At 69.3% G+C, this 10845-nt stretch carries 13 protein-coding genes; 7 read left to right on the top strand and 6 right to left on the bottom strand.

All coding sequences use genetic code 11. The annotated features are described in order from the left end of the window. Positions 1-244 precede the first annotated feature (244 nt). The 4 genes from ACRSBM_RS09960 (at position 245) to ACRSBM_RS09945 (ending at position 3723) form a co-directional block, all read left to right on the top strand. Entirely contained in the window at positions 245-655 is a 411-nt protein-coding gene (locus ACRSBM_RS09960; protein WP_434442218.1) for a DUF485 domain-containing protein, read from the top strand. After that, positions 652-2229 carry a solute symporter family protein gene (locus ACRSBM_RS09955; protein WP_434442215.1) on the top strand — a complete coding sequence of 526 codons (1578 nt, stop codon included), beginning with the start codon at positions 652-654 and terminating at the stop codon, positions 2227-2229. Before ACRSBM_RS09960 ends, ACRSBM_RS09955 begins: the two co-directional genes overlap by 4 nt. A 76-nt stretch (positions 2230-2305) precedes the next feature. Continuing rightward, a complete protein-coding gene (locus ACRSBM_RS09950) occupies positions 2306-2632 on the top strand; it encodes a hypothetical protein (RefSeq protein ID WP_434442212.1) in 327 nt (108 codons plus the stop codon). Beyond that, positions 2632-3723 (top strand): hypothetical protein, encoded by a 1092-nt coding sequence (locus ACRSBM_RS09945; protein WP_434442209.1) that lies wholly within the window; start codon positions 2632-2634, stop codon positions 3721-3723. The genes ACRSBM_RS09950 and ACRSBM_RS09945 overlap by 1 nt, the downstream gene beginning before the upstream one ends. Here the strand turns inward: ACRSBM_RS09945 and ACRSBM_RS09940 are convergent. The 4 genes from ACRSBM_RS09940 to ACRSBM_RS09925 all read right to left on the bottom strand — a co-directional run bounded on the left by ACRSBM_RS09940 (position 3683) and on the right by ACRSBM_RS09925 (position 6453). Then, positions 3683-4378 carry a hypothetical protein gene (locus tag ACRSBM_RS09940; protein ID WP_434442206.1) on the bottom strand — a complete coding sequence of 232 codons (696 nt, stop codon included), beginning with the start codon at positions 4376-4378 and terminating at the stop codon, positions 3683-3685. The genes ACRSBM_RS09945 and ACRSBM_RS09940 overlap by 41 nt on opposite strands. A gap of 110 nt (positions 4379-4488) precedes the next feature. Continuing rightward, a complete protein-coding gene (locus ACRSBM_RS09935; protein WP_434442203.1) occupies positions 4489-5271 on the bottom strand; it encodes an alpha/beta fold hydrolase in 783 nt (260 codons plus the stop codon). Positions 5272-5326: 55 nt separating this feature from the next. Next, positions 5327-6166 carry an ATP-grasp domain-containing protein gene (locus tag ACRSBM_RS09930; protein ID WP_434442199.1) on the bottom strand — a complete coding sequence of 280 codons (840 nt, stop codon included), beginning with the start codon at positions 6164-6166 and terminating at the stop codon, positions 5327-5329. Next, entirely contained in the window at positions 6163-6453 is a 291-nt protein-coding gene (locus ACRSBM_RS09925) for a hypothetical protein (RefSeq protein ID WP_434442197.1), read from the bottom strand. Before ACRSBM_RS09925 ends, ACRSBM_RS09930 begins: the two co-directional genes overlap by 4 nt. A gap of 36 nt (positions 6454-6489) precedes the next feature. On the opposite strand from ACRSBM_RS09925, the gene ACRSBM_RS09920 reads away from it, so the two are divergent. Then, positions 6490-8076 (top strand): DUF885 domain-containing protein, encoded by a 1587-nt coding sequence (locus ACRSBM_RS09920; protein WP_434442195.1) that lies wholly within the window; start codon positions 6490-6492, stop codon positions 8074-8076. Here the strand turns inward: ACRSBM_RS09920 and ACRSBM_RS09915 are convergent. Continuing rightward, positions 8073-8861 (bottom strand): glycoside hydrolase family protein, encoded by a 789-nt coding sequence (locus ACRSBM_RS09915; protein WP_434442193.1) that lies wholly within the window; start codon positions 8859-8861, stop codon positions 8073-8075. The genes ACRSBM_RS09920 and ACRSBM_RS09915 overlap by 4 nt on opposite strands. Positions 8862-8982: 121 nt before the next feature. Between ACRSBM_RS09915 and ACRSBM_RS09910 the strand changes: the two genes are divergently transcribed. Further along, positions 8983-9924, top strand: coding sequence for a quinone oxidoreductase family protein (locus ACRSBM_RS09910; RefSeq protein ID WP_434442191.1), 942 nt, complete (start codon positions 8983-8985; stop codon positions 9922-9924). Continuing rightward, the gene (locus tag ACRSBM_RS09905) at positions 9921-10169 is read left to right on the top strand and encodes a cold shock domain-containing protein (RefSeq protein ID WP_434442188.1); all 249 of its coding nucleotides are present in this window, start codon (positions 9921-9923) and stop codon (positions 10167-10169) included. Before ACRSBM_RS09910 ends, ACRSBM_RS09905 begins: the two co-directional genes overlap by 4 nt. A gap of 48 nt (positions 10170-10217) precedes the next feature. Here the strand turns inward: ACRSBM_RS09905 and ACRSBM_RS09900 are convergent, their stop codons facing one another. Next, complete coding sequence (locus ACRSBM_RS09900; protein ID WP_434442186.1) at positions 10218-10739, bottom strand: FKBP-type peptidyl-prolyl cis-trans isomerase; 522 nt, start codon at positions 10737-10739, stop codon at positions 10218-10220. Positions 10740-10845 lie beyond the last annotated feature (106 nt).

Raw genomic sequence — 10845 nt, 5'->3', positions numbered from 1 at the left:
GATATCGCCATCAGCCGTATCGGGTGTGAGCGGATAGTAGGCCAGAGAGCGTGACGCGACAACGACCTGGGGCGTGCACGATCGATCACTGAGTGTGATGACAGACCTTTTGGGGTGGTCCTGCGGGTTCAAGGGATTGACTCCCGGCCACGCGTGGTTACGCTTGCGCCTCCCACCCCCGGATCGGACGCGCCCTCCGCGCGGAGCCTCGCCGGGCACTCCCCGTAACGAATGCGAGCGGTTGATGACGAAGGCGCTGCCCTCCGTGTCACGCCCGGCCTCCCCCGGATTCGCGACCTTTGAAGAGCCCCGTCACTCATTGCTCATAGACGGTGACGGTGAGCCTGATTTCAGTGCCATCCAAACGAGTGAGGATTTCCTCGCACTCAAGCGCCGGGTGAAGCGTTTTATTCTCCCGGCGACGGTGGCGTTCCTCGCTTGGTATGTCACGTTCGTATTGCTTTCCGCTTACGCCGCCGACTTCATGAGCACTCCGCTGTTCGGAACGGTGAACGTCGGTCTGACGATGGGATTCCTCCAGTTCGTCACCACCATCATCATCACGATGGCGTATGCGCGTTACTCCAAACGGAGGCTCGACCCCCAGGTCGAGAAGGTGCGCGCGCTCGCGGAAACCGATGAGGAGCTCGCGTGACCGGGGCGAACACCGCGATCAACCTGTCCGTCTTCGGCATCTTCGTACTGCTGACGCTCTACATCGTCTACCGCGCGTCGACGCGGAATGTCAGCGCGTCGGACTACTACGCGGCGGGCAGCAGCTTCACGGGCACCCAGAACGGCATCGCACTGTCGGGTGACTTCCTCTCCGCGGCGTCGTTCCTCGGCATCTCCGGCGCGATCGCCGTGAACGGCTACGACGGCTTCCTCTACTCGATCGGGTGGGTCGTCGCCTGGCTGATCGGCCTGATGCTGATCGCGGAACGGCTGCGCAACACCGGCCGCTTCACGATGGGCGACGTCATGGCGTTCCGCATGCGCCAGCGCCCCGTGCGCGCGGCCGCGGCGAACGCGACGCTGGTGATCTCGCTCTTCTACATGATCGCCCAGATGGCGGGCGCCGGCGGCCTGATGGCGTTGCTGCTGGACGTGCACAGCAGCGTCGGCCAGGCCATCATCATCGCCGTCGTCGGCATCGTCATGGTGCTGTACGTGCTGGTCGGCGGCATGAAGGGCACCACGTGGGTGCAGATGATCAAGGCCGTCCTGCTGATCCTGACCGTGTCGATGCTGACGATCTTCCTGATCGGCAAGTTCGGCTTCGACTTCTCCTCGATGCTCGACCGCGCGACGCAGAAGTCGCCGCTGGGCGAGGCCGTGCTGGCGCCGGGCGTGAAGTACGGCGAGTCAGGCCTGTCGAAGATCGACTTCCTCTCTCTCGCGCTGGCTCTGGTGCTGGGCACCGCGTCTCTCCCCCACGTGCTAATGCGCTTCTACACGGTGCCGAACGCCCGTGAAGCGCGTAGGTCCGTGGTGTGGGCGACGTGGATGATGGCGATCTTCTACTCGTGCACCCTGGTCATCGGCTTCGGCGCGATGGCGCTGGTCGGCACGGACAAGATCAACGAAGCCCCCGGCGGCGAGAACTCGGCCGCGCCACTGCTCGCGTTCCAGGTCGGCGGCGCCGTGCTGCTCGGCATCGTCTGCGCGGTCGCGTTCGCCACGATCCTCGCCGTCGTGGCGGGTCTGACGCTGACGGCGTCGGCCTCGTTCGCGCACGACGTCTACGCGAACGTGATCAAGCACGGCGAGACGGAGCCGCGCGACGAGGTCCGCGTCGCCCGCATCACGGCGGTCTGCGTCGGCGTGCTCGCGATCGTCGGCGGTATCGCGGCGAACGGCCAGAACGTTGCCTTCCTGGTCGCGCTGGCGTTCGCGCTGGCGGCGTCCGCGAACCTGCCAACGCTGCTGTACTCGTTGTTCTGGAAGCGGTTCAACACCCGTGGCACGTTGTGGAGCATCTACGGCGGTCTCACGTCGTGCGTGCTGCTCATCGTGTTCTCGCCGGCCATCTCCGGCTCGAAGTCGTCGGTGTTCCCGGACGCCGACTTCGCGTACTTCCCGCTGTCGAACCCCGGCATCGTGTCGATCCCGCTGTCGTTCCTGGCCGGGTTCCTGGGCACGATCCTGAGCAGGGAGCCGGCGGACCAGGCCAAGCAGGCGGAGATGGAGGTGCGCGGGCTGACGGGCCTCGGCTCGGCTCTGCGCTGAACGGGGGCCGTTCGGCCTCTCGCCTCGTGGATCTCTCCAGCCGATACTGGAACGTCGGCGAGGGGAGGTGCGGTCGATGGCGCCGAGCAGCTGGTCCCGTTCCCTCCTCGGCGGCTGGGGCGACGGCGAGTACGTCGTCCCCTACGCCATCTTCTGCACCCACTGCGAAGTCGCGGAGATCCAGCAGTTGCCGCTCAGGTCGCCGCGACGGCACGGGTGCGGCCACCAGTTGGGCACGGCACGGGCCACGCTCTGTCCCACGTGCGACGCGCTGATGGTCTACACGCGGGGTGAGGCGGACTCGGCCGGTTTCGTCCCACGCTGCGAGCGGGGCGGGCACGTACCCCAGCCGACGTTCCACAGTCCCTCGCCGGAGGCACCGCTGCGCTGGGCGGCCCGCTGATGTGGGTCAGTTCGCTGCTGACGTCGAGCGCCGCGTCGCTGGGCAGGGTGGTGCTCGTCGGGTTCATCCCGAACGCGATACCGGCGATCTTCGTCGTCCTGCTGGTGCGAGCACAGAGCTTTTCCGGGCCGAGCAGGTTCACGGGGCTGTTGGGTGATCTGCGGCCGGACGCGCTGTCCGTCCTGCTCTTCGTTCTCGCGGTCGCGCTGCTGTCGATCCTCGTCCAGCCGTTCCAGCTCCGTGTCCTGCGGGTGCTCGAAGGCTATTGGGACTCGTGGGCCCTCACCGCGAGGATCGCGCCGATCTTCGTCGAGTTCCAGCGGCGCAGGCGGGAGAAGCTGGTCCAGATCCTGGAGGAGAACCCGCCCGCGCGCCCGGCGGGATCGCTCACCGAACTCCTGCGCCACCACCGTGACCGCGCCCGGTTCGACTCCCGCCGGCGCCGGGCCGGGCGGCGGCTCGGACGCTACCCGGCTCCCCTGGTGACCGGGTCGGGGCACGTCACGGAGATCCCGCTGCTGCCCACCGGTCTCGGCAACACCCTCAAGGCGGGCGAGACGTCCGCCGGTGAGAGGTACGGACTCGACACCCTCAGCTCGTGGCCGCGGTTGTACCCCTTCTTCCCGCCGGCGTTCGCCGAAGGACAGGCCTCGGCGAGAGACGCGCTCGATGCCGCGGCGAACCTGTGCGTCAACTTCTTCGTCGTGACCGTTCTCGGCGTGGTCGCGCTGCACGACGAACCGGCCCACTACTGGATCATCGCGCTGGCCGCGGCCCTGTGCTGCCTGTCGTACGTCGGCGCGGTCGCGACGGCGGCCGACTACAACGTGCTCATCCAGACCGCCTACGACCTCTACCGCTTCGAGTTACTCAAGAACGGGCGTTACCCGCTGCCCAAGGACCCGGCGGAGGAGCTGGCGACCTTCACCCGGTTGTCGAAGCTCTACACCGCGGACCCGTGGCGCGAAGGTGGCGCGCGGGCGCTCACGTCCAGGGTCATGGCCGGTACCGGTTACGACGACAACGACGACGACAGCGAGACCGACGGCGTCATCGCCGCGATACGGAGACGATTCCGCAGAAACCCATGACGTGCAGCAACAGCTTGCGCTCCCGCGGATCTCCCTGTTCCCCGGCCGCCCTGTCGACGATCTTGCTCAGCAACACGCCCTGATGCCCCAGTTCGACCTGCCAGGCGCGGGGCACGACGATCCGGACCCAGCCGAAGACGGCCGTGACCTCCAGGTCCACGTCCATCTCTCCCGACCTGGCCGCCCTGAAGTCGACCTCGATCTCGCCGACGATCGCGCGCGGGCGGAGCCGTTTCGGCAGCTCCTCCGGTGCGGCCACCCGGCCCGTGCTCAGCACTCGCGTCCACGACCTGCGCACGCGCGCACCGACCGACCACAGCAACGTCGTGCCGACCACGATGATCAACACCGGCAGCACCCAGTCGAGGATCATGGACGACGCCACCTCCGACCGCAGTGCCAACGCGGTCAAGGCAACCACGGCCACGAGACCTGGCGCCAGCAACGACTCGACGCGGAACAACGAGCGGATCAGGTTGAGGCAGGCGAGACCGAGCAGGAGCCACGGCCAGTACCGGCCGACGAAGTTCCACGCCGAGACCAGCCGCTGTGCCGCGTCGCCCACCAGGAAGGCTCCCGCCGCGATCAGCGGGAGGCCGAACCAGATGCGTGCGCGGAGTTCCCGCGCCGCCTCGACGGAGATCTTCGCGCTCACCGCACGAGGGTATGCCCGGCCCGCCGCGTTCAGGACACGAAGTGCGTGCGAGTCGGGAACCTTCCGCGCCGGGGGGCGGCCGCAGATCGCCGTTCCACAGTGGACCAGCCTCAGGTCCGCGCCAGCAGCGCGGCCACCGCCTCGTTGAACACCTCGGGGCGTTCCAGGTTCGGCATGTGCGCGGCGCCGTCGACCACGACCAGCGTCGAACCGGGAACGCGCTCGCTCATGTACTGGGCGTCCCGCACCGGCGTGTACTCGTCGCCGCTGCCCACGACCACCAGCGTCGGCACGGTGACGGTGGTCAGCGTCGTCGTGTAGTCGGGCCGGTCGGCCCGGCCCCGCAACGCCGCCGCGGCGCCTGCCGGTGGGGCGTTGTGCATCATCTTCTCGACGTGCTCGCCCGCCTCGGTGTTGTGCGGCGCCACCATCTTCCACAGCACCTCGTCCGCGTAGCCGGACATGCCCTCGCGCAGCAGCCGGTCCGCCATCTCGTGGCGGTTGCGGCGCCCCTGCCCGGTTTCCGGCTGGGCGAACGTGTCGGCGAGGATCAGGCCCTTGAGCCGTTCGGGGAACGTGCGGGCACATTCCATGACGATCTGCCCGCCCATCGACAGGCCGCCGAGCACGAACCTCTCGACGCCGAGGTGGGTGAGCAGCGCCGCGATGTCGTTCGCGAAGACCCCCAGCGGCGTGGTACCGGGGACGACCGTGCTCTCGCCGTAACCGCGCAGGTCCGCGGCGATCACCCGCCATCCGTTCGCGCTGAAGTGCTCGACCTGCGGGCGCCACATCGAGCGGTCGAACGGGTGGCCGTGCACCAGCACCAGCGCTTCGCCGGTGCCTTCGTCGTCGTAGCCGATGGTGATGCCGTTGACGGTCGCGGTTGTCATGGGACCGACGGTAACCAGGGCTCTCGGGCAAGCCAAGCGGCCGGGTGCGGTGACACTAGGCTCGTGCCCTGATCGCCGCGCTCAGCCGTGCGGCGGCCTCGTCGCCGGTGAACTTGAAGCCGAGCGTCGGTTCGGTCAGCTCCAGCTCCAGCAGCAGCGGCTCGCCATCGGGGCCGGCGACGACGTCCACCCGCGCGTACAGGAAATCGCCGCGCTCCAACGAAAGCAGCTCGGCGGTGACGTCGAGGACGCGGTTCGCGAGCTCGACCTGGCGCGGCGCCGGTTCGATGCCGCGGAGCTTCTCCTCGACGTAGAGCCCGGACGCCGACTCGGCCAGTCCCTGTGCCAGCATCGGTCCTTTGTGGAACGAGTGGGAGTACTCGCCGGCGAAGAACACCAGCGCGGTCTCGCCGTGAGCATCCACACTGGACTGGTAGGGCTGCACGAGTGCTTTGACACCAAGGGCGTCGAAGTGGGCGCGCGCCGGGACGTGGTCGGTGAACCGCGCGGCACCGCGTGAACCCGCGCCGATCGCCGGCTTCACCACGAACTCGCCGTCCGGGAACACCGGGTCCTCCCCCGGCTCGACGACGGCGGTGGGCACGACGGGGAGACCGCGGCCGGCGAGCTCGACCAGGTAGGACTTGTCGGTGTTCCAGCGGACCACCTCCACCGGGTTCGCCAGCTGGGGCACGCTTTCGCACCACGCCAGGAAGTCGTCGAGGCGTTCGGTGTAGTCCCAGGTGGCGCGCAGCACCACGAGGTCGGCGTCCACCGGCTCGCCCCAGGGCTGCCAGGTGACGTCGACGCCGTCCCGTTCGAGCGCGGCGACGAGCGGGTCCTCGTCGCCGTCGCCCTTGGGCATCGCGGCGCAGGACGCGAGCACGACCTTCATGACTGCATCTTGGCCATCTTGCGGCGGTGCGCGGGGCCGATCTTGGCGGCGGCGGTGGTCTCGCGGTCCCACTCGGCCTGCTCGACGTTGTCGGCGGCTTCGACGGCCTTGGTGGCGGACTCGACGTCCTTGGTCATCACGTCGCCCATGGCGCCGTCCGCGCCGACCAGCACGATCCGCGCGCCGGCCCGGCCGATCGGCTCCACGACGGCCCTGACCGCCGTGCCCGGCTTGCCGTGGGCCTTCACGAACTCGGCGATGCGCTTCCGCGCGGTTTGATCAGACATCCCCACACTGTAAAACCAGCGGGTAGCTTCGGTCGGGTGACCACCGACACGCTGACGTCGTTCCTCTCGTGGTACTTCGACCGTCACCCCGCCCACGCGGCACAACTCGGCTCACTCGAGCACTACTCGACGTTCGGGGACTTCTCCGCCTCGGCGTTCGAGCAGCGCGCCAGGGAGCGGGAGGAGTGGCTCGGGCGGCTGGAGCCGTTGCCGCGGTCGGTGGACCGCGACCTGGCGCTGTCGGTGCTGCGCGGGTCGTCGGCGATGGAGACGTGGCCGGGGTGGAAACGCGACCCGCACGAGTATTCCGGGCCGATCTTCTTCGGGCTGCTGGCGCCGTTCCTGCACAAGCTGCTGCCCGAGGCCGCGCTCGTCGACACCACGGTGGCGAAGCTGCGCGAGGTGCCCTCGGTCCTCGCCGCGGCCGAGGCGAACCTCGACCCGGCGCTGGCGTCACCGCTGGTCGTGCAGCGGATCCTCGGCCAGGTGCGGACGGGCCGTTCGTTCCTGATGGAGTCGCTGCCGCTGCAGGTGTCGTCGCCCTCTTCGCGCGCGAAGATGACCGAGGCCGCCGGAGGTGCCGCCGACGCGTTCGACCGGCACGCCGCGTTCCTGGAGGACCTGGCGGTGCGCGCGACCGGCGACTGGCGGATGGGCGAGAAGCTCTACTCGACGATGTTGCAGGACAAGGAGTTGCTCGGGTACGGCGCGCCCGAACTGCACCTGCGCGGACAGGACGCCTACGCGTCGCTGGAGGCGGAGCTGATCGAGCTGGCGGGTTCGTCCGACTGGCGTGCGGTGATGAGCTCGTTGCAGGACGACCACCCGCCCACCCTGGAGGCGATGCGCGCCGAGTACGAGGCGGAGACGTCACGGGCGCGTGCGGCGCTGATCGAGCACTCGCTGGTGACGATGCCCGAGGACGAGGACTGCCAGGTGGTGCCGTCGCCGCCGTTCCAGCGGGCGATCATGTCGGTCGCGAGCTACCTCGGACCACCGCCGCTGACGTCCCGGCGGGTCGGCTACTTCTTCGTGCCGTTCACCCCCGACGGCGCCACGGACGAGCAGGTCACGCACCGCCTGCGCACCAACGCGCGCTCGCAGCTGCCAACGATCTCGGTGCACGAGGCCTACCCCGGCCACCACTGGCATGCGGCGTGGCTGGCGGCGCAGGGCGACGCGCACCCGTTACGCAAGGTGTTCCGGACGTCGTACTTCTCCGAGGGCTGGGCGCTGTACTCGGAGAAGCTGCTGCGCTCGGTGGGCTACTACACGTCCCGTGGCGCGATGATGGGCCACGTCGAGGCGCGGCTGTTCCGCGCGGCGCGGATGATCGTCGACACGGCGTTGCACTGCGGCGACATGACTCCCGCGGAAGCCGAGGCGTTCATGGTGGCGCGCACGGCACTCACGCCGGGCACCGCGGCGGGCGAGGTCAAGCGGTACTGCGCGTGGCCGACGCAGGCGCCGTCGTACCTGACCGGGGCGTTGGAGATCGACCTCATCCGCGACGACTACCTCGCCGCGGGGCTCGGGTCGTTGCGCGACTTCCACGACCGCATCGCCGGGTCCGGCGCGCTGCCGCTCGGGCTCGCGCGCCGGGTGGCGCTGGGAGAAGACTAGGCGGGTTGGTAGGCGCGGCCCGCCGCCGTCAGGCTCGTGCCGGTGGAGAGCCCCGTCGGGCTGGTCTTCGTGGACAGGGTGAACCACGAGTACCGCTCCACGAACGACAGTCCGTTGAGCATCCTGGTCGACGCGGTGATGAACGCGGTCTGCTGTTGCTGGCTCGGGTAGACCGCGCGGCCGGAACGCCAGTCGATCAGCGCGTACTCGGTCAGCCAGATCGGCTTCTGGTAGCGGTTGTAGACATTGCGCAGGTACGACTCCAGGTGTCCGGTGGCCTTGTCGGAGAAGTCCTGGCCGTACCAGTGGATCGGGATGAAGTCGACCCGGAGGTTGCGTGCCCTCGCACCCGCCATGAACCGGTCGAGCCAGCCGCCCGGCACGTCACCGCCGAACGCGACCGCGGGGGCGCCGAGCCGCAGGCCGGTGCTCTGCAGGCGTGGCCACAGGTCGAGCGCGCGTTCGACGGTCATGTTCGCCTGGCCGGCCATGTCCGGTTCGTTGAACCCCAGCAGTTGCCTGCCGTTGGCCTTGGCGTTGTTGAGCTCGGTGTCGGTGACGCTGGCCGCGCCCCAGATCATGGGGACGAACTCGGCGTTGCTCTGGATGCCTCGCCGGTCCGACGCCCACGTGTAGTACCAGCGGGCGTCCAGGGCGGACATGGCGGCTCCGGCCGGGCCGGGGTCGTCGGCCGCGTTCACGCCCTTCTTGGCCGAGGCGGCGTGTGATGGAAGCGCTCCCATGAGAAGCAGACATGCGATCAGCAGCAGGGTTGTTTTTCGCATGGATCGGTCATACCAGGGTTGCGCCGCCGGGTGAACGGTCCTTTTGCTCCCACGGGCTGGGAGAGGGAACATCAGGTCGTTCGGCCGGGTTGTCCCCGGTTGAGCCGATCAAGGAGGACAGATGCCCAAGGCAGTGGTGGTGCGGGAGACCGGCGGTCCCGAGGTGCTGGAGCACACGGACGTGGAAGCTCGCACGCCAGGCGACGACGAACTGCTGGTGCGGGTGGGCGCGGCGGGCGTCAACTACATCGACACCTACCAGCGCAGCGGCGCCTACCAGATCCCGTTGCCCTCCGCGCTGGGGCTGGAGGGCGCGGGCGAGGTCGTCGCGTCGAACTCCTCGTCCTTCGCCGTCGGTGATCGCGTGGCGTGGATGTCCGTGCTGGGCAGTTACGCGTCCGAGGTCGTGGTGCCGGCCTCGGCGGCGGTGAAGGTGCCCGCCGAGCTGGACGTGGAACTCGCGGCGGCGTCGTTGTTGCAGGGGATCACCGCGCACTACCTGGTCCACTCGACGTACGCCGTGAAGGAGGGCGACCGGGTGCTGGTGCACGCGGCCGCCGGTGGCGTCGGGCTGCTGCTGACGCAGTGGGCGAAGTCGAAGGGCGCTGTCGTCGTCGCGACGGTGTCGACCGACGAGAAGGAGGCGCTGGCCCGTGAGGCCGGCGCGGACCAGGTGCTGCGGTACGGGGACTTCGCGTCGCAGATCGAGAAGGTCGACGTCGTGTACGACGGGGTGGGCCGCGACACGTTCGACCAGTCGCTGGCGTCGCTGAAGCCGCGCGGCATGCTGGCGCTGTTCGGTGCCTCGTCCGGGCCGGTGCCGCCGGTGGACCCGCAGCGGCTGAACGCGGCCGGGTCGGTGTTCCTGACGCGGCCGGCGACCGGGTGGTACCTGCTCGACCGCGCGGAGTTCGAGTGGCGGGCCACCGACCTGTTCACGGCGATCGCGTCCGGTGAGCTGAACATCCGGATCGGCGGCCGGTACAAGCTGGAGGAGGCGGCGCAGGCGCACACCGACCTGCAGTCGCGCCGCACGACCGGGAAGCTGCTGCTCCTGCCGTGACCGGCGCCGGTTTCGCTCGCGGAAGAGTCCTGCGGTGGCACCGCGAGCTGGGGTGGGGAGTGATCGAGTCGTCCGAGTTCGACGGCCCGATCTGGGTCCACTTCTCGAGCGTCGCACCGCCTGACCGGAGCGCTTCGCCCGGCGGGTACCGGAGTCTCGACGTGAACGAGGACGTCGAGCTCACCGCCGAGCCCGCGGACCAGGACGGTTTCCGCTGGCGGGCCACGCTGGTGCGGCGTTCGTAGCCGAGGTGGGTCCGGAACGCTGCTCGCGTCCCGGACCACCTCGCTGCGTCAGGCGGCGGGGGCGACCTTCACGCCGTCGATCACGAAGACGAGCGTCTCGTTCGCCTTGATGCCCTGACCGCCCTGGCCGTAGCCCTTGGCGGGCGGGATGATCAGCAGGCGACGGCCGTTCTCCTTGAGCCCGACGATGCCCTCGTTCCAGCCGTCGATGACCGGCGCCTGGCCGACGTTCTCGACGTCGAACGGCTGCCCGCGTTCGAAGGAGCTGTCCAGCACCTTCTTGTCGGAGAACGTCGTGAGCTGGTAGTTGACCGTGGCCGTCGTGCCCGCCTTCACCTCGGCGCCGGTGCCCTGCACCAGGTCCTTGACGAGGAGCTCGTCGGTGGGCTTGCAGGCGGGGATCTCGACCTTGGGCGCCGCGCCGAAGTCGCCGGAGACCTTGAAGTCGTCGACCTTGCAGGGGTTCGTCGGCGCGCTGGAGGCGGTCGACGGCTGGGCGGAGCTGCCGCAACCCGCGAGGCCGGTGGCCGCTACGAGCGCCAGGGACGCGATGAGCAGGACATTACGCATGGTGGGTGAGCGTATTCGGGGCGGTGTTAGCCGGGTGTAGCAGGTCGGTCGCCGGGCGGGCTCCGGCTCGGCCTGGACACGCGCTGTGGGTGCGATCGGGTGGGTG

It is taken from the genome of Lentzea xerophila (assembly GCF_051094245.1).
In the GTDB taxonomy this organism is placed as follows: Bacteria; Actinomycetota; Actinomycetes; order Mycobacteriales; family Pseudonocardiaceae; genus Lentzea; species Lentzea xerophila.
This window is presented reverse-complemented; position numbering and strand designations above follow the sequence as displayed.